The 17,885-nt window shown below is 55.2% G+C and carries 14 protein-coding genes; 3 read left to right on the top strand and 11 right to left on the bottom strand.

What is annotated here, in order from left to right; genetic code table 11:
- Positions 1 to 76: 76 nt before the first annotated feature.
- The gene (locus tag INT33_RS04155; protein ID WP_192536841.1) at positions 77 to 1,486 is read left to right on the top strand and encodes a PhoH family protein; all 1,410 of its coding nucleotides are present in this window, start codon (positions 77 to 79) and stop codon (positions 1,484 to 1,486) included.
- Positions 1,487 to 1,558: 72 nt separating this feature from the next.
- Here the strand turns inward: INT33_RS04155 and INT33_RS04150 are convergent, their stop codons facing one another.
- The 10 genes from INT33_RS04150 to INT33_RS04105 form a co-directional block, all read right to left on the bottom strand.
- Positions 1,559 to 2,542 carry a YihY/virulence factor BrkB family protein gene (locus INT33_RS04150; RefSeq protein ID WP_193091192.1) on the bottom strand — a complete coding sequence of 328 codons (984 nt, stop codon included), beginning with the start codon at positions 2,540 to 2,542 and terminating at the stop codon, positions 1,559 to 1,561.
- Complete coding sequence (locus INT33_RS04145) at positions 2,542 to 4,311, bottom strand: proton-conducting transporter transmembrane domain-containing protein (protein WP_193091191.1); 1,770 nt, start codon at positions 4,309 to 4,311, stop codon at positions 2,542 to 2,544. Before INT33_RS04145 ends, INT33_RS04150 begins: the two co-directional genes overlap by 1 nt.
- Positions 4,308 to 5,813 (bottom strand): proton-conducting transporter transmembrane domain-containing protein, encoded by a 1,506-nt coding sequence (locus tag INT33_RS04140; protein ID WP_193091190.1) that lies wholly within the window; start codon positions 5,811 to 5,813, stop codon positions 4,308 to 4,310. Before INT33_RS04140 ends, INT33_RS04145 begins: the two co-directional genes overlap by 4 nt.
- Entirely contained in the window at positions 5,810 to 7,300 is a 1,491-nt protein-coding gene (locus INT33_RS04135; protein WP_193091189.1) for a complex I subunit 5 family protein, read from the bottom strand. The genes INT33_RS04140 and INT33_RS04135 overlap by 4 nt, the downstream gene beginning before the upstream one ends.
- Entirely contained in the window at positions 7,297 to 7,977 is a 681-nt protein-coding gene (locus tag INT33_RS04130; protein WP_193091188.1) for a hydrogenase subunit MbhD domain-containing protein, read from the bottom strand. The genes INT33_RS04135 and INT33_RS04130 overlap by 4 nt, the downstream gene beginning before the upstream one ends.
- A 73-nt stretch (positions 7,978 to 8,050) precedes the next feature.
- Positions 8,051 to 8,716: an alpha/beta hydrolase gene (locus tag INT33_RS04125; RefSeq protein WP_193091187.1), complete on the bottom strand. Its 666-nt coding sequence runs from the start codon at positions 8,714 to 8,716 to the stop codon at positions 8,051 to 8,053.
- A gap of 92 nt (positions 8,717 to 8,808) precedes the next feature.
- A complete protein-coding gene (locus INT33_RS04120; protein ID WP_193091186.1) occupies positions 8,809 to 10,578 on the bottom strand; it encodes an SLC13 family permease in 1,770 nt (589 codons plus the stop codon).
- 192 nt (positions 10,579 to 10,770) lie between these two features.
- The gene (locus tag INT33_RS04115) at positions 10,771 to 10,977 is read right to left on the bottom strand and encodes a cold-shock protein (RefSeq protein ID WP_018916514.1); all 207 of its coding nucleotides are present in this window, start codon (positions 10,975 to 10,977) and stop codon (positions 10,771 to 10,773) included.
- A 208-nt stretch (positions 10,978 to 11,185) separates the two neighbouring features.
- Positions 11,186 to 12,841 carry a GMC family oxidoreductase gene (locus tag INT33_RS04110; RefSeq protein WP_193091185.1) on the bottom strand — a complete coding sequence of 552 codons (1,656 nt, stop codon included), beginning with the start codon at positions 12,839 to 12,841 and terminating at the stop codon, positions 11,186 to 11,188.
- Positions 12,842 to 12,878: 37 nt separating this feature from the next.
- Positions 12,879 to 14,390 (bottom strand): CoA-acylating methylmalonate-semialdehyde dehydrogenase, encoded by a 1,512-nt coding sequence (locus tag INT33_RS04105; RefSeq protein ID WP_193091184.1) that lies wholly within the window; start codon positions 14,388 to 14,390, stop codon positions 12,879 to 12,881.
- Positions 14,391 to 14,519: 129 nt separating this feature from the next.
- Between INT33_RS04105 and INT33_RS04100 the strand changes: the two genes are divergently transcribed.
- Positions 14,520 to 15,416 (top strand): LysR family transcriptional regulator, encoded by an 897-nt coding sequence (locus INT33_RS04100; RefSeq protein WP_192536831.1) that lies wholly within the window; start codon positions 14,520 to 14,522, stop codon positions 15,414 to 15,416.
- A 250-nt stretch (positions 15,417 to 15,666) separates the two neighbouring features.
- The gene (locus INT33_RS04095; RefSeq protein WP_193091183.1) at positions 15,667 to 17,049 is read left to right on the top strand and encodes an NAD-dependent succinate-semialdehyde dehydrogenase; all 1,383 of its coding nucleotides are present in this window, start codon (positions 15,667 to 15,669) and stop codon (positions 17,047 to 17,049) included.
- A gap of 90 nt (positions 17,050 to 17,139) precedes the next feature.
- On the opposite strand, the gene INT33_RS04090 is transcribed toward INT33_RS04095, so the two are convergent.
- On the bottom strand, positions 17,140 to 17,859 hold the full coding sequence (locus INT33_RS04090; RefSeq protein WP_193091182.1) for a tellurite resistance TerB family protein: 720 nt from the start codon (positions 17,857 to 17,859) through the stop codon (positions 17,140 to 17,142).
- Between the last annotated feature and the right edge of the window lie 26 nt (positions 17,860 to 17,885).

The following is a 17,885-nucleotide window of genomic DNA, read 5'->3' as shown; positions in this document are numbered from 1 at the left end:
ACAGGCAAGTGTCATATAGGCGTAAGATGTAACTGCCAGTGTCGATGTTGCCGTCAACCAAGGAGTTATTCCACCGATGGTAAGACTCGATAAGAAAGCGACTAGGCTTTATGTCCTGGACACCAATGTCCTGATCCATGACCCCGCTGCGCTCTATCACTTCGACGAGCATGACGTGGTTATCCCCATGACTGTCCTTGAGGAACTGGATAAGCACAAAAACGGAATTCGAGAAATCGCCCGTACGGCACGGCAAATTAGCCGTACGCTCTCTGACCTTACCAACCAAGTTACTTTTGATGAAATTCAGCGCGGCATTCCCATCCCCCGGATCAGTGGGGAAACCGGGCGCCTGCACTTTTTGTGCTACAACGACCTGAAACCGTTCGATGCATTAGACGATAGCCCCGATAACCGCATTTTGGCTGAAACCTGTCGCCTGCGTGACGAACGCCCTGACGCGTCCGTCATCCTGATCACCAAAGACATCAATCTACGCGTCAAGGCCGCGGCACTTAAGGTACCGGTAGAAGATTACTTTAACGACCGGGCATTCTCAGATAGTGACGCGATGATCGAAGGTGCCCAGATCTATGCCGATGCCGGGCATGATGGCGCCACGCTTTGGGAAACGCTCAATGTCGATGTCACCGTTGAACGGGTAGACCATCATACGTTTTATCAGCTAAGTGGTGACATGCCCCGCCATTGGCACTTGGGGATGCTGGTATCCGATTGCGAAAACGGCGCCGAGTTTGAAGCCATTATCCGTGAGCTTTCCCCCTCATCAGCCCGCTTGCAGCTCTTAACCAACTACCGCCACCACTCCGGCGTATGGGGAGTTCACGCTCACGATAGTCGTCAAAACTTTACCCTTAACCTACTGATGGACCCGGACATCGACCTGGTGACGATTGCCGGTAATGCAGGCACGGGCAAAACGTTCATGACCCTGGCGGCAGCTTTCCAGCAGACCCTGGATACCAAGCAGTTTGAACGCATTGTGTTTACCCGCGCCCCTATTCCCATGGGTGAGGACATCGGGTTTCTGCCCGGCACTGAAGAGGAGAAAATGTCGCCGTGGATGGGTGCCTTCCACGACAATATGGACAACCTGCTGCGCAATGACGAAGGGGAATCCACCTGGGATAATGGCGCCACACGGCAACTGATCGGCTCGCGGGTGCAAATTCGCTCGCCCAGCTTTATGCGCGGGCGCACCTTAAACGACACCTTTTTGATTATTGACGAGGCGCAGAACTTTACTCCTAAACAGCTTAAATCGCTGGTGACCCGAGCCGGGCGTAATACCAAGATTGTCTGTTTAGGCAACGTAGGGCAAATCGATACGCCTTACCTGACCGCCAATACCTGCGGCATGGCGGCCGTGGTCGAGCGTTTCCGTGATTGGCCGCATGCCGGGCACATTACGCTTAAAAGCGTTGAGCGCTCGCGCCTGGCGCTGGCGGCTGAAGAACTTCTGTAAAGAGCCTTATATAACGAGGGTAAATATCCTCGATAAGCGTACGGGAAACCCGCCAGCTAGCTACTGGCGGGTTTATTCTTTATCACCGTTCCAAGGGTTTTCAACACCTAGCGTATCGGCGGCAAAGGCTTCGCGTTCACCTAATGGACGATCCTCGCCTATGGTGGTGTCCCTATAGGTCTGGCGCTCCATCTCACTGTTCACTTCTGCGCCAAGCAATACCACAAAGGCAGAAAGCCAAAACCACATCATTAACACCACCACCGCGCCCAGTGAGCCGTAAAGCTCGCTGAAGCTTGTGAAGAAGCGCACATAAAGGGAAAGCCCACCCGATCCCAGTAGCCATAATATGGTGGCCAACAGCGTGCCGTAGCTTAACCAGCTCCACTGCGCTGCTCGTCGATACGGCGCAAACCGATACAATAAGGCAATTAAAAAGCTCATGATGACCAATAACGCAGGCCAGCGCAGCCACTTAAATAGCTGATCAAAGGGAGGTTCCACGATTAATGCGTCGACCAGCACCGGTACGATAGCGATAAAGCCAAGCGATATAAGCGTCATGCCGATCAGCCCAAACGTCAGCAGTGTTAATACAACGCCACGAAGAAAGACGTTACGCCGCTCCTTTTCGCCATAAACCACATTGAGTCCCACCACGAGCACACCTACCCCTTTGGAGGCGATATACATCGCGACCAAAAGCCCCACAAGCACCGTCATCACGCTGCCTGATTCGGTACTTTCAACCACTGCCTGGGTCTGCTGGTCAATAAGGTCTGCCGCATCAGGCGGCATAAAGCGGCTTATCTCATAAAGCTGCCGACCCGCTTCAACCGGGTCGAACAGTAATCCCCACAGCGAGATCACTGCGGCAATGGTTGGAAATAGCGCTAACAGTGCGTAAAACGCAACGCCAGCGGCCAGCATGGTAAGACGGTCACGCTTGGCGGCGCGCAGCACGCGCCACACGATGTCAAACCAACCACGGCGCGTAATTTCATCTGGCTTCTCGGCATCCCGTCCCCGATGGTTCGGTGCATTCTCGTGGCTCATTATGCCCCTTCCCAGATTAGTAACAGTGCCAGTGTGATAGCGAGCGCCATCATCAAACCGCTCGTATGGTGCCGCATCCAGCCTTCCATGCCCGTTAGTTGAGTTAAGCGCCTCATTACCTGCTTTTCAATCAATAGAGTGATATCAACAGATGTCGATTTAGCATTCTTAAGCCACGCGCCGCTTAAGCGCAGCGCATTCACCACTGTGTAACCGAGCGGTGCATAAAGCCACCACAAATCACCGGCAGGTGGCGTGCCGATACGCAGGCGGCGCGTTAATAGCAAGCCAAACCCAATCATTAACACCCCAGCAGGTAGCGGCCACATCAGGCTAACCCATTCTTTCAGCGGTGGGATGGCAACGCTTGCCTCGGGAAGTGGCAGCCACACCGGGGTCATTAGCGCAGCGACCAATGTCGCAAGCCAGGCGCCCCACTGGCCCGGATGGCTACCGCCTGCGCTACGCTGCTGCCATTGGCGCCATAAGCTAACGCTTACCAGTGCTGACGTACCAATGGCTGCCCAGGTTAACAGTGTAATCAACTGCTCATGGTGCATCTCATACAGAGCGCTCTTCACGGTCCACTTGCTGATCAGGCCCGCGCCAAACGCCCCGGTAAGCGATAACGCGGGGAGTGCCAGCAATATCCACACGACCGCTAACGGCCAGCGAGGTAAGTGTTCACTAATACTGGTACCCATAAACAGCGCCCCTTTCGCCAGCGCGTGATGGGCAGCAAACAGCACAACGCCCGGTAACAGCAAAGGCCATACGTCTGGCGCTGCCAACCCCATGGCAATCATCGCGGTGAGCATGCCCATCTGGCTGATACTGGAGTAGGCAAGTATTGCTTTGGGATGACGCTGCCACACGCCATATAGCGCCGCTCCAAAAGCCGCGGCTAATCCCGCTATCAGGATTATTTCACCCAGACGGACTAGCGCTTCTGACATGGCGGGCTCCCCAAGGGGCAGTACATAAATCCAGCCGAGCAACCCTGCCTTGATCATCGCCCCGCTTAATACGGCGCTAGCCGGTGCCGGGGCAGCGGGATGCGCCAGCGGCAGCCACACATGCAGGCCGATGACACCCGCTTTAATGCCCAGCCCCAGCCACAGCAAGCCCGCCATCAGAGCGCCATGCTCGGCAGTGGCGATACCTTCACGCACGCCCTCCAACAACAGCGTTTCCGCACTGCCCGCCGCCCAAAGTAGGCCACCCAAAATCAAGTTTTCACCGATGACCGCCAGAATCAGATAGGCTTTCGCGCCCAGCTTCGCCTCAGGCGTGCCGTTATGTATTACCAGGGCGTAGGCGGCAAACGTCATCACCGCGAACCCCAGGTAAAAGCTGGCGATATCCTGAGCGATAATCAGCAAAACATTGCCCACAAACGTCAGCGGCCATAGCAGGGCCAGGCGCAGCAAGCGGCGTTCGGCGGCATGATCGCCCGTCTGAGCCTTTGCCTGCTCCTTGGCAAAGTAACCCCGGGCATGAAAGGCCGCGAAGCTCCAGAGCAGCGCCGTGAATGCCAGCCATGGGCGGCTAAGCGCGTTCAGTGACCACTGCCCGCCCAGCATCCAGGCATCGATTATCCACTGGGATTCGCCTGCGTAAGCTAGCAAGAGCGCGGGCCACGCCGCACTTAACCACCACCATGAGAAATAACGCCGCTGAACAGCGGGAGTACGATAGGCCTGCCATATCCCCAGCAGCATCACGCACAGCGGCCAGCAGAGTGCACTTACCAGCAGCAGCGTTATCATTGTAAATACTCCCCTACCGCTACCCGGGTTGCCCAGTCCAGCGGGCTAAACGGCAGCCCGGCAAGCAGCCCCGCGGCCAGACTGATCACCGCGGTAAACACCGCCGGCCAAAGCAGCCAACCATGGGTTTCCAAACGCCCCAGGCGCTGCTCGTTTGGCCAGCGGCCATGGCCATGGGCAGGCCCCACACGAAACCACAGGCGATACACAATCGGCAGAAAATAGGCCGCATTCAGCGCACTACTGGCAACAAGTACGGCAATGACCCAGTACATTTCAGCCTGAATGGCGCCAATACCCAAATACCATTTGGTGATAAACCCAGCGAAGGGGGGTAAACCAATCATGCCTAGCGCCCCCACCGTAAAGGCCAAGCTGGTAAGCGGCATGCGCTTACCAGCTCCGTCCATCTCATCAATACGGTGAATGCCCAGCTCTTCTGCATAGATGCCCGCACAGAAAAACAGCGTCACCTTCATAAGTCCCTGGTGCAACAAATGGGCAAGCGCACCGATCGTTCCAAAGGGGCCAAATAAGCTTACGCCAAGCACGATATACGACACCTGACTGATGGTAGAGAAGGCGAGCCGAGGCTTTAACTCGTGCTGAGCGATGGCCCGCACCGAGCCATAAATAATGGTAATACAGGCCGCCACGGCAAGGGCTGTGGTCACGCCCAGCTCAACGCTTAGCTCGATACCGTAAAGATCATAAATAACCCGCAAGATCCCAAAGGCGCCGGCTTTTACCACGGCTACCGCGTGCAGCAGCGCGCTGACCGGCGCAGGCGCCACCATCGCCCTGGGCAGCCAACCATGCAGCGGTACCATGGCGGCCTTCACGGCAAACCCGCCCACCAGCAGGGCGAAGATAAACGTGAGTAAAGTGCGGTGATCGCCCAGGTAGTCACCCAGGCCTCGTTCAGAGGCAAACGAATGCTCGCCCGTTACGCTATATAACAGCACCACGCCGAAAAGCAGCACGACACCGGCGGTCAAGGTATAGCGCAGATAAATCCGCCCCGCATTCAGGGCTTTATCAGTGCCCGAATGAACCACGAGCGGATAGGTGGAAAGCGTCAGCATTTCGTAGAAAATCAGAAAGGTAAACAGATTTCCCGCAAGCGCGATGCCTAACGTACTCGCCACACACAGGCTGAAGAAGCCAAAGAAGCGCTTACGATTCGCAGTGCCCTCTAGATACCCGATAGCGTAAACCGTCGTACACAGCCAAAGCAGTGACGACAGCCCGGCAAACATCACCCCCAGCGCATCAGCACGCAGGACAAAATCAATATTGCCCACTATCTGAAAACTGAAAATAGCCTCATCGCCCGCCACTACCCGCTGAATCATCAACGTGACCAGCGTGATTTTAATCACGGCGGCCAGCAAGTTAATGCTGGTACGCAGCCGCCTTGACTCTTCAGGTAGGGAGAAAATAATCACGGCGGCCAACAGGGAGGCGGCAATGGCCGTTAAAGGTAGCCAAGCGGCGTTCATAAGCTACCCCCATGGAGAAGTTCTAACGGAAAGTGAGCGAGCAGCCCCAAGACAAAGGCTGCCAATGCCAAACAAAGCGCGATGATATCCATACCCGGGGAAAGCGGCTGATAGTGGTGGCGCGGGGCAGTTTCCATAAAAGAGTAGCGGAAAAACCGAAAAACATACGCAGCCGTTAACAGCGTGCCGATTAATAGCGCGGCCACCGCCCACCACTGCTGGGATATCACCATGGCCTGCAACAGCAGCCATTTGGCCGTAAAGCCTGCGCTAGGCGGCAGCCCCATTAATGTGACCGAGGCAATGCCAAACACTAATAACGAAAGCGGCAGCTTGCGGCTACAGCCTGCCAGCCCCTTCAGCGTGGTTTCACCGGTTGCCAGAATCAAATTGCCGGCGGCCAGAAACATGGCGGCTTTGGCTAACGCATGACCCATTAACTGCAGCCAGAACCCTTCCCAGGCCAGCGCCTTGGCAAGTGGCCCAACGTTTGGGCCTAACAACAACGGAAATACCACCATCAGGTACCCAAGCTGGGCAACCGTTGATGAAGCCACCAGCGTTTTAAGCGACTCGGCGCGCCAGGCAATCAATCCGCCCCAAATAATCGCCAGCATCCCCATCCAGGCGACTAGGCGAGGCGCCCAAAAGGTATCCGGTAGCAAAATACTCCACAGCTGCAGCAACACAAACAGCGAAGCTTTAACCACCAGCCCTGCATGCAGCGCGCTTACCGGTGTCCAGGCACTGGCATGCACCGGGGAAAGCCAGGCGTGCAGCGGAAACAAGGCAGCCTTTAAGGCAAGCCCGCCACCGATCAACGCCGCTGCCACCCAGGTAACCGGGCCTGGTTCAACCACCTGCGCAAGCCCGGCTAAATCAACTTGCCCCCAGTAGCCCAGCAGCAGCGCCACCCCTAATAAATAGGCAAGCGACCCCACCAGGGTGAGCAGTAAATAGCGCATGCTGGCAAAAAGCGCTGGCGTCTTACCTGACAATAACAGCATGCCGACGGCTGCCAACCCCATCAGCTCCAATGCGAGGTAGAGCGTAATAAGGTCGGTCGCCAGCCAAACCAATGAAAGCGCGCTGACTACCACGCCCATCAGCGGCCACAGCCAGCGGGCTAGGCGTTCCGGCGGCGAAACGCTCAGCAGGCCAGGCGTATAGAGTGCCGATGCCGCGCCCAGCCATTGCGTCAAGAGTAACAGCAGTATGCTTACCCCATTAAGGCGCAGTCCAATGCTGACTCCCAGCACCTCCTCTTGCCAACGCAGCAACCCTATCTGCGTAAAGTCGATCAATAATAAAAGCCCAGACACCAGCAGTGGAGCACACGCCAGGGCCACTACCCACATGCGCTTTGGAGGCCATACCGCCGCCAAACCACCCAATACAAGCGGCAGGCACAAGGCAATGGCCAACGCCCAGTGGCTGGTTAACAGCGGCTCAAACGTGCTGTCTGTTAGACCAAATCGCCACATCATTGCTTCGACTCCTGAGGCTCGCTGGCACCCAGTAACGCCGCTGGCCCTTCGCGCAGATAGAGCGTTCGAATCAACAAGGCGCTCAGCAAGGAGCCAAGCCAAGCGACCACCAGCCCAATGGTAATAAACGCTTGGCCTTGCACGCTCGTGCCCGCCATCCCCGCCAAGAGTAAAAACACACCGGAACCCATCACATTAAACGCCAGCAGACGGCGTAATAAATGCCGATGCCAGGCAAAAGCGCCCATCGCGGTGGCAACGATCACCACACCAACGAACAGCAATGGATGCTCAAGCGGGGAATAAACCATAGCGGGGAGTACAAAGCGGATGACTGTGCCAACCATGACGCACCAGGCAAGCGCCAACAGCGTGCGAGTCATGCCCCGTGTCAGCGACTCTTTAAAGTGATCATAGCGCGGTAAAGCAGACGAGTTGGTGGAAAAGATGCCTAACGCGTAAAAAAAGCAGGGTACGGTGAGTAGCGCGCCAATGATTGCTTCTGCAATTGCTAGCCAAGGCGCGCCTAATGTCAGCCAGGCCAGCGCCATGCTCAGGGTAAACACCCCAAAGCAGCAGCAGGCACGCACCAAGTGGCGATCAAATAAACACAACAGCGCTGCTGTCAGAAGACAAAGCGCTAATAGAACTTCTATAACATCAAGGGACGCTATCACTGCCTTTGCTATCCTTGCACCGGCTTTTCGATAGGTTACTGTGCCTGCCTTTTGATCACTTGTCGACGCAGCCTTACGCTAAACGCTCACTTAGCCAGCGGCCAATATCGCCTACCTGCTGGGGGCAAAGCGCGTGAGCCATCGGGTACTGACGGTAGTTAGCTGCGTAGCCCTGCGTCTTGAGCCGCTCAAGCGCTGCACGGCCTAAACTCTCCGCCACGATCGGGTCAAAGTTGCCGTGATGCACTTCGATAGGAATGTGCTGGTTCGCCTCGCTGGCTTCAATGCTGTCCGCGGTGGCAAAGTAGGTCGACATTGCCAACAGCCCGCCTAACGGCAGCGGAAACGATAACGCCGCCTGATAGGCAACCGCTCCACCCTGAGAGAAACCCGCCACGATAATCCGCTGGCTGTCGATACCTTGATCGATCTGTTCCTGAATCAGCGCCTGAATACGTTCAGCAGAGCGTTTGAGCTGAGCTTCATCCACCCTACGGCCTAAATCCATGGCTAATATATCGTACCAGGCAGGCATAACCATCCCGCCGTTAACGGTGACCGGCAGCCGAGGCGCGTGAGGCATGATAAAACGCACGCTGGCATCCTTGGGAAGGTTAAGCGCGGGTACCAGCGGCTCGAAATCATGCCCATCAGCGCCCAAGCCATGAATAATAAACACGCAGGCATCGGCGGGCTGCCCATTTTGCGGTTCAATAATCAGTTCGCCAGGTTCGGTCATGTTACTTGTCCTTACGTATTAATTAAAAAAGCACCCTAGCGCAAACCGGCAGTGGCGGCGAGCACTTGCGCTTAAAAGGGCTATATCCGAGCTTAAAAGGGCCACACCAAGGGAATCAGGGCCAGCGCGATTGCCCCGGTAATGACGTTTAAACCACCGCCTACGCGTAGAAAATCACTGATACGATAGCCGCCGGGGCCATACACCATCAAATTGGTTTGATAGCCGATCGGGGTTAAAAAGCTGGCCGAAGCGGCAAACATAACAGCGACCACATACGGCATGGGGTTTACTCCCAGGCTCTCGGCGGCGGCCATCACCACAGGGAAGATAATCACGGCAGCGCCGTTATTGGTCACCAGCTCAGTCAATAGCGCGACCACACAGTAAGTGCCTATCAAGAGCAGCCACGGATTACCGCCCACAATATTCAAAACGCCACCGGCAATAGCGTCAGCCGCTCCCGAACTTTGCAGCGCCGCCCCTACCCCGAACGATGCAGCAATAGTTAAAAGCACCTGACTATCCAGCCCGCGCTTGGCCGCTTCTACCGAGCAGCAGCCAGTAACAAGCGCCAGTGCCGCGCCCAGCATGGCGGCATTTAGCATGCTCACCACGCCGAATGCCGCCAGCAGCACCGCACCTAATAAAATTCCCCAGGCCAGCGGCGCCTTTTCATGAACCGGCCGTGCAGAGCCGTTCAACTCACTGATCAGCAGGAAGTCTTTTGACTGTCGATGACGCTCGATAAACGGCGGGCGAGCTTCCAACAGCAGCACGTCAGCAGACTGCAAACGCACCTGCCCAAGGTTACCGGTGACCCTTTCGCCGCCTCGGCAAATCGCCAGTACGGCCGCCCCGTAAAGCGTTCTAAAGCGCCCGTCGCGAATGCGCTGACCGATAAACTGACACTGGTTGGAGACTACGGCCTCGACCAGGCGGCGTTCTTTAAACTCTTTTTCCAGGCTTGAAGCGCTATCGCGCGAGGGTATCAGGCCACGAATCTGCTGAAGCTCCACGGCGGCATCGCTGGTACCGGCAAACACCAACCGGTCGCCGCCCTTTAACTGCTCCCCGGGCCCCACGACGCTTACCACGTTGCCATCGCGCTCGATTTCAACCAGAAAAAGCTCTTGGAGATGGCGCAAGCCTGCTTCTTCGACCGTGCGATTGACCAGGACGCCCTCCCGATCGACTTCCATTTCAATGGTGAACTCACGCGGATTGGCAAAGGCATTCCCCAAGCCCTCACGGGCAGGCAGCAGGCGTGGCCCTAACAGGATCAGGTAAGTCAGCCCCACCACGGCCACGGGGATCCCCACCCAGGCAAGATCAAACAGCCCCATGGTCAAATCAGGATAGCGATCAACCAGCAGCCCATGCACGACCAAGTTGGTGCTGGTACCGAACAGCGTAATAGTGCCGCCCAGAATGGAGGCAAAGCTTAACGGCATGAGTAGCCGTTGAGGTGAGCGCCGCAGCCGACGGCTCCAGCTCATCACGGCCGGTATGTAGGTAGCGACTACGGGCGTGTTATTCAAGAAACCGCTTAACGAGGCAACCGGTAACAGGAGCCGAACCAGGGCGCCGCGCTCGCTTTTCGGCCGCCCCAGAACATAACGAATAATCAGATCGATGCCGCCCGTTTCGCGGATGCTGGCCACCAGCACATACATAAAGGCGACCGTGAACAGACCGCTATTGGAAAAGCCGCTTAACGCCTGGGCGGGATCAATCACCCCCAGCGTCATCAGTAGAATAACGGCACCCAGCAGAATAATATCCGGCCCTAACCGCGATACGCTCATTAATGGAAAAATAGTGATAACAACAGCGATCGCAATCCAAGCATCCAGCGTCATAACGCAGCATCCCTAACAAAAAAGCATGCGCTATTGTGACGCCAACCTCATATTCTAAAAAGTTATTTTTAGAAACATTTAAATATCGAAATAGAATAAAAAGTTTTTCTTTGCCACACAAAAAACCCCGCACATGGCGGGGTCTTAAGCCAACTAGCGTTAACCGCTAGCTGCAAACATCAATAGTGAAACTTAGTTCACAACTTTGATGTTAGAAGCCTGAAGGCCTTTTTTACCCTGAGTGACGTCGAAGGAAACCTTCTGGCCGTCTTGCAGAGTTTTGAAACCGTCAGCTTGAATTTCGGAGAAGTGCGCGAACAGGTCGTCGCCATTGTCGTCCGGAGAAATGAAGCCGAAACCTTTAGTGTCGTTAAACCACTTAACGGTACCAGTTGCCATGATCGAAATCCTCGATGTAGCTTAATGTAAAGCCGGGAAATACCCGAATTGCAGTGGGTAGAACAAGAAACTTTCACCAGACTCACGCTTAGGCGTTCGATACTGCTGACAACGTTCGACTTGCTAACCAACTGCGTGAAGCATGCGCTTAACTCAGCCGCACGTCAACACTATGCTGAAAAAAAAACTTTATGCAACAATTTTTATTCTAAATCTCATTTAATATCCATTTAGCCGCTTTTTCGGCGATCATCAGGGTCGGAGAATTGGTGTTTCCGCTGGTAATCGTCGGCATGACTCCCGCATCAGCAACGCGTAGTCCCTTGATTCCATGCACTCTTAATTTTGCATCTACCACAGCCAAGGGATCATCTGCACGGCCCATTTTTGTAGTGCCTACCGGATGGAAGATAGTCGTGCCAATATCGCCGGCCAGACGCGTCAGTTCGTCATCGCTTTGATACGCAGGGCCAGGCTTCACTTCCTCCGGCGCGTATTTGGCAAACGCGGGCTGTTCGGCAATCCGGCGAGTCATTCTGAGCGAATCTGCGGCTACCTTGCGGTCTTCAGGCGTACTTAAATAGTTGGGCGCAATTGCCGGGGCCTGGGAAGGGTTGCGGCTTTTTAAACGCACCGTTCCGCGGCTGGTGAGATTTAAGTTGCATACACTGGCGGTAATGGCCGGATAAGGATGCAGCGGCTGCCCGAACGCCTCAAGACTTAATGGCTGAACGTGGTACTGAATATTAGCGTACTCATACTCGTTAGAACTGCGGGTAAAAGCGCCAAGTTGTGACGGCGCCATGCTCATGGGTCCAGTACGCTTGCATAAATACTCCCAGCCAATACCTGCCTTACCCAGCAAAGTGCCTGCTACAGCATTAAGCGTTTTTGCATTGGTGACACGATACACTGAGCGGATCTGGAGATGATCTTGCAGATTCTCACCTACCCCCGGCAGGTCATGCACCACCTCAATGGCGTGCTCTTCAAGATGCGCTTTAGGCCCGATACCCGATAGCTGCAAAATATGCGGCGAGCCAATGGCACCAGCGCACAAAATTACTTCTTTGCTGGCGCGGGCGTTCAGGTTTTTACCGCGCTGGGTAACGTCTACTCCTTTACAGCGTGGGCTGCCCTGATCATTTTCAAAGCAGAGCCGATTCACCTGGGTAGAGTGCCAAAGCGTCAGGTTTTTACGTTTAAGCGCGGGGCGCAAAAACGCCTTGGCCGTGTTCCAACGCCAACCATTGCGCTGGTTTACTTCAAAGTAGGCAACGCCTTCATTATTGCCGCGGTTAAAATCCTGGGTGCGGGGTATACCAGCCTGCACGGCCGCCTCGGCAAAATCGTCCAGCACATCCCATTTCAAGCGCTGCTTTTCAACCCGCCACTCACCGCCATCGCCGTGAAAGTCGCGCTGCTCGGCATCCGCATCGCCTCCTTCATCCAGCCGGTAGTGGCTTTCATGCTGCATAAAGTCCGGCAGGCAGTTCTCCCATCGCCAGTCATCATCACCCACGAATTCTGCCCAGTGGTTGTAATCGCGCGCCTGGCCGCGCATATAAATCATGCCGTTGATACTCGAACAGCCGCCCAGGGTTTTACCGCGCGGGTAAATCAGCGAGCGGCCGTTCAAGCCCTGCTCGGGTTCGGTACGAAACAGCCAGTCGGTGCGCGGGTTATTAATGCAGTACAGATACCCCACCGGAATATGGATCCAGTGATAGTTGTCGCGCCCGCCCGCCTCGATCAGCAGCACCCGATTATTCGGGTCGGCGCTTAACCGGTTGGCCATCAGGCACCCTGCGGTGCCTGCGCCTATCACGATGTAGTCAAATGCCAAGGTTTGTTGTTGTGTCATTTGCCTTGCTCCGCATCAACTTATTACTGCTTATTTATTACTTGGCAGTTGGCATCACAAACTCAGCCCCGTTATCGATCGACTCTGACCAGCGCTGCATAATCGACTTCTGCTTGGTATAAAAACGTACGCCCTCCTCACCGTAGGCGTGGGTATCGCCGAACAATGAACGCTTCCAACCACCAAAGCCATGCCACGCCATCGGCACCGGAATAGGTACATTGATCCCCACCATGCCGACCTGAATGCGGCGCCCAAACTCTCTTGCCACGCTGCCGCTTTCGGTAAAGCAGCTAACGCCATTGCCGAATTCGTGATCGTTGATTAACTGAATGGCCGTGGCGATATCCGGCACGCGCACACATACCAATACCGGGCCAAAGATCTCTTCTTTATAGATCGTCATTTCCGGCATGACGTGATCGAAGAGCGTTCCGCCCATCCAGAAGCCGTCGGCACAGTCATCACCTGCCTGGGCGGTATCAAAGCTGCGGCCATCCACAACCAGCTCAGCGCCTTCCGCTACGCCTTTTTCGATATAGCCGGTAATACGTTGGAGGGCCTGGCGCGTTACGATCGGCCCCATTTCGGCGTCCTGCTGCATGCCATCTTTTACTTTTAGCGTTTTGGCACGCTCGGCAAGCTTGGCCACCACGCTATCGGCCACGTCGCCAACCAGTACCGCCACGCTAATCGCCATGCAGCGTTCGCCCGCCGAGCCGTAGGCAGCGCCGATTAATGCATCCACCGCTTTATCGAGATGCGCATCGGGCATGACGACCATATGGTTTTTCGCCCCGCCCAGCGCCTGTACCCGCTTGCCGTGTTTGGCACCCCGCTCATAAATCAGGTTGGCAATTGGTGTAGAGCCGACAAACGAGAGCGCTTTTACCTCGGGGTGATCGATTAAGGCTTCGACAGCTTCTTTCCCCCCCTGCACCACATTAAACACGCCATCGGGTAAACCGGCCTGCTTTAGAAGATCTGCCAGCATTAATGAAGCGCTAGGGTCGAGCGGGCTGGGCTTGAGAATAAAGGTGTTACCCGTGGCGATGGCGATTGGGAACATCCACATCGGCACCATCACCGGGAAGTTAAACGGCGTGATACCCGCCACAACGCCAAGCGGTTGGCGGACAGTCCAGTTATCGATACCGGTACTCACCTGCTCGGTGTAGTCACCTTTAAGCAGTTGGGGGATGCCGCAGGCAAACTCGACAATATCGATTCCACGCGCCACCTCGCCCTGAGCATCGGTAAATACCTTGCCATGCTCCTGGGTAATCGCCTCGGCCAAGGCATCTTTATGGGTATTCAATAATTCCAGAAACTTGAATAACACCCGGGCCCGGCGAATGGGAGGCGTATCGGCCCACACAGGAAACGCTGCACTGGCTGCTTTTACGGCCGCATCCACATCGCTTGACGACGCTAGGGTAACGCGGCCGGTTACTTGGCCGGTGGCCGGATTGAACACATCCTGAGCATCGCCTGCGCTCCCGTCGCTGACTTGGCCATTAATAAAGTGCTGAATTGCTGTTGTTGTCATCACGGCTACCTTTATAAGCAGAGCAAATTAGATCTCCCCAGACTAGCGTGATTGCTTCTGCAAGCAATTGAGTAAATTTAAATTGGGATATAAGCTCTGCTAATAACAAAATAATAACGAGGAGGCGATATGCACGAATATGCGACGCTACGGGCATTTGTGACTGTGGCCCGGCTAGGCAGCGTCTCACGCGCGGCGGAACAGTTGCACCTTACCCAGCCGGCTATCAGTCTAAAGTTGAAGCAGCTTCAGCTAAATCTGGGGCTTACGTTGTTTGAACGCCGCTCACAGGGCTTAGCGTTAACCTCCGATGGCCATGCCCTCCTCCCCTCTGCCGAGAAAGCCCTGGCCAGCGCCTATGCTTTTGAGCAAACGGCCAATACCCTGCACAGCACACCAAGAGGCAAGCTCAAGATAGGTACAATTGTCGACCCGGAATTTATTCGCCTGGGCGCTTTTTTGCGCCGCTTAATGACACAGGCACCGCAGCTTGAAACCGAGCTTCATCACGGAATGAGCGGCAGTACGTTAAGACGTGTTGAGCAAGGTGATCTGGATGTAGGGTTTTATCTGGCGCCGCCCGGCCTGGGTACCAACCATGAAGCGCTTGCTTGGCGCGAGTTGACTCATTTTCACTATTATGTTGTTGCCCCAATGGGCTGGGATGCCCAGTTGGCCGATACACGTTGGGAAGCCTTGGCCCGGTTGCCCTGGATCGTCACGCCCGAGGACTCGGCCCATCACCGCCTTTTACACCACGCGCTTGCCAGCAGTGACGCCACGCCCAACCGCGTTGCCAAAGTCGATCAAGAAGCCTGCATGCTCGATTTAGTCCGCGCGGGCGTTGGCTTGAGCCTGGCACGCGACGCTCTGGCCATGACCGAGCGTCAGGAAAGCGGCCTTGTCGTTGCCAATGATATTCGCCTGCCTTGCGCACTTAGCCTGATCTGGCGTAAAGACCGCGCAGAAGAACCAACCATTGATGCAGCTCTACGTACGCTGGGCGAAGTATGGCCCTCTCTTTAAGTACTGGCTTTAAAAAGCGGGGCTGGGCCATTAGCGATAAATACGTCACGCAACAATTGATATAGAGCTTGCTAGCTTTTTATTAGCGCTTTCCGAACTCTTTAAAAATGTTACTGCCCCACTATTACGCATAAAGGCTGATTGTCTACTAAGGTAGATAGCCACCTTGATTAGACCAGTCGGTTTTAACCGATATGGACATTGAAGCGTTGATCTAACGATACGCGTTGATCTAAAGATAGGAGATCTTATGAGCAACAGCATCACGACCATTAACCCGACTACCGGTGAATCGCTAAATACCTATACGCTGATGGATTCCAGCCAGGCGAAGCAGGTTGTCGAAGCAAGCCATCAGGCATTTCTTGAATGGCGTTTAAAATCTCTTGAGCAGCGCGCCAAGGTCGTTAAAGCGATCGGCGAAGCGTTAAACGCCCATAAAGATGAACTGGCCGATCTAATGGTCAAAGAAATGGGCAAACCACCTGAGCAAGCCCGCCAGGAAGTTGACCTCTGTGCTGGAATCTGCGACTACACGGCAGAGAACGGCCCGACGAAACTGGCCGATGAAGAGCGCAAGCCCGGCAATGGCGAGCGCGGTTTTATTACCTACTCGCCGATGGGCGTTATTTACGGCATCCAGCCGTGGAACTTCCCGGCGTATCAAGTCGTACGCTACTCAATCGCCAATATCATGGCGGGCAACAGCGTACTGCTAAAACATGCTGAAAACGTGACCGGCAGCGGCCTGTTGCTTGAAAAGATTTACCGCGAGGCGGGCCTGCCTGAAAACGTCTTCCGCACGCTGGTCATATCCCACGATACGTCTGATGAAGTGATCGCTCACAAAGCCGTACGCGGTGTGACGCTCACGGGCAGCGACGGCGCAGGCCGTAAAGTGGCGGCCAAGGCAGCTGAGTATTTGAAAAAGACCGTGCTGGAGCTGGGCTCTAACGACGCCTTTTTGGTACTCGATGACGCCGATCTTGAGGTCGCGGTTAATACCTGCGTTCAGGGCCGGATATTCAACGGCGGCCAAACCTGTGTGGCGGCCAAGCGCTTTGTGGTCACAGATGCCAATTACGAAGCCTTTAAAGAGCGCTTCGTAGAGAAAATGAAATCGTTAAAAGTGGGTGATCCGAACGCTAGCGATACCGATCTTGGCCCGATGGCGCGCGTGGATTTGCGCGATGCGCTGCACGAACAGGTGGAGCAGAGTGTCAGCAAAGGCGCCAAAATACTCTGCGGCGGCGAAAAGCCAACCGGTAAAGGTGCTTTCTATCCGGTGACCGTGCTGGATAACGTCACCCCAGGCCAGCCCGCCTACGATGACGAACTGTTTGGCCCGGTGGCAGCACTGATTCGTGCCAAGGACGATGAAGACGCCATGCGCATCGCCAACGACAGCCGTTACGGCCTGGGCGGCGGAATCATCTCCAAAGATACCAAGCGTGCCACGGAGCTTGCCAGCAAGTACTTCGATACCGGTATGGTGTTTATCAATGGCTTTGGTGTTGCCACCCCGGAAATGCCGTTTGGCGGGGTCAAGGACTCAGGCTATGGGCGCGAACACGGCGGCTTTGGTATGCACGAATTCGTCAATGCGAAATCCGTTATTGTCGTTCAGGAATAATCGGTAACGCCGTTTAGGCGATTGCCACCGGTAAAAATGAAGCGCCGCCAGCACCCTGGCGGCGCTTTTAATGTGAAAATGAAAATGCTATCAGCCCGCCTGCTGAGCCTGATGCTCAAGCTCTTGGGTGACCTCTGGAGTAAGCTTTAACGCCTGTGCCAGCTGATCCAACCAGGCGCGCTCCATGGGGTTCTGGTCATCAGTTACCGCAACACTCATTAAATACATTTCCCGGGCGGCCTGGGGCGAGTCGGCTTCACGGGCAAGCGCTTCAGCATCCAGTGGAGCCTTTAGCTGTCTTTCGACCCAGTTATGCATCTCCTGATCGGCCCCTAGCGCATCAATCTGCTCAGTAATCAGCACCTGTTCCTGCTCATCAATATGCCCGTCAGCGCGGGCCGCCATTATCATGGCCTGCAATAGCTCAAGGCTACGGCGCTCTTGAATCTCGCCGCTTAATACATCAACGCGCTCGCCTTCTGCTTCACTGCTGGTGGCTGGCTGGTTTTTAGCCGCCTGTGAATTCTGCCAGGCCTTCCAGGCCAACATGCCAACACCTGCAATAGCACCATACTTGAGCGCTTTACCGCCCATGCTACGGCCACGTTTGGAGCCGACCAGCATGCCCATGGCGCCACCGCCCAAAAGGCTCTTAACATCAAAACCACTAGAGGAGCTACCACCCTGGCTGCTGCCACCTAACTGTTTAGAAAGCCCACCGAGGATGCCTTTAACATCGACACCACTGCCGCTTTTCTGACTACCGCCAGCTTGCTGCATAAGCTGCTGAAGAATTTTACTTGCGTTCATCCCTGTACTCCTTGAGCTGATAGACA

The organism is Halomonas colorata, assembly GCF_014897985.1.
In the GTDB taxonomy this organism is placed as follows: Bacteria; Pseudomonadota; Gammaproteobacteria; order Pseudomonadales; family Halomonadaceae; genus Vreelandella; species Vreelandella colorata.
The sequence above is the reverse complement of the archived record's forward strand: the minus strand, read 5'-3'. Positions and strand labels throughout refer to the sequence as shown.

What these genes read in the sequence shown, in the direction of transcription:
- INT33_RS04120 (WP_193091186.1), bottom strand. Translation starts at nt 10,578, where the DNA reads ATGACGCTGGATGCTTGGATTGCGATCGCTGTTGTTATCACTATTTTT.
- INT33_RS04110 (WP_193091185.1), bottom strand. Translation starts at nt 12,841, where the DNA reads ATGACACAACAACAAACCTTGGCATTTGACTACATCGTGATAGGCGCA.
- INT33_RS04090 (WP_193091182.1), bottom strand. Translation starts at nt 17,859, where the DNA reads ATGAACGCAAGTAAAATTCTTCAGCAGCTTATGCAGCAAGCTGGCGGT.
- INT33_RS04135 (WP_193091189.1), bottom strand. Translation starts at nt 7,300, where the DNA reads ATGATGTGGCGATTTGGTCTAACAGACAGCACGTTTGAGCCGCTGTTA.
- INT33_RS04100 (WP_192536831.1), top strand. Translation starts at nt 14,520, where the DNA reads ATGCACGAATATGCGACGCTACGGGCATTTGTGACTGTGGCCCGGCTA.
- INT33_RS04125 (WP_193091187.1), bottom strand. Translation starts at nt 8,716, where the DNA reads ATGACCGAACCTGGCGAACTGATTATTGAACCGCAAAATGGGCAGCCC.
- INT33_RS04140 (WP_193091190.1), bottom strand. Translation starts at nt 5,813, where the DNA reads ATGAACGCCGCTTGGCTACCTTTAACGGCCATTGCCGCCTCCCTGTTG.
- INT33_RS04095 (WP_193091183.1), top strand. Translation starts at nt 15,667, where the DNA reads ATGAGCAACAGCATCACGACCATTAACCCGACTACCGGTGAATCGCTA.
- INT33_RS04155 (WP_192536841.1), top strand. Translation starts at nt 77, where the DNA reads ATGGTAAGACTCGATAAGAAAGCGACTAGGCTTTATGTCCTGGACACC.
- INT33_RS04105 (WP_193091184.1), bottom strand. Translation starts at nt 14,390, where the DNA reads ATGACAACAACAGCAATTCAGCACTTTATTAATGGCCAAGTCAGCGAC.
- INT33_RS04115 (WP_018916514.1), bottom strand. Translation starts at nt 10,977, where the DNA reads ATGGCAACTGGTACCGTTAAGTGGTTTAACGACACTAAAGGTTTCGGC.
- INT33_RS04145 (WP_193091191.1), bottom strand. Translation starts at nt 4,311, where the DNA reads ATGATAACGCTGCTGCTGGTAAGTGCACTCTGCTGGCCGCTGTGCGTG.
- INT33_RS04150 (WP_193091192.1), bottom strand. Translation starts at nt 2,542, where the DNA reads ATGAGCCACGAGAATGCACCGAACCATCGGGGACGGGATGCCGAGAAG.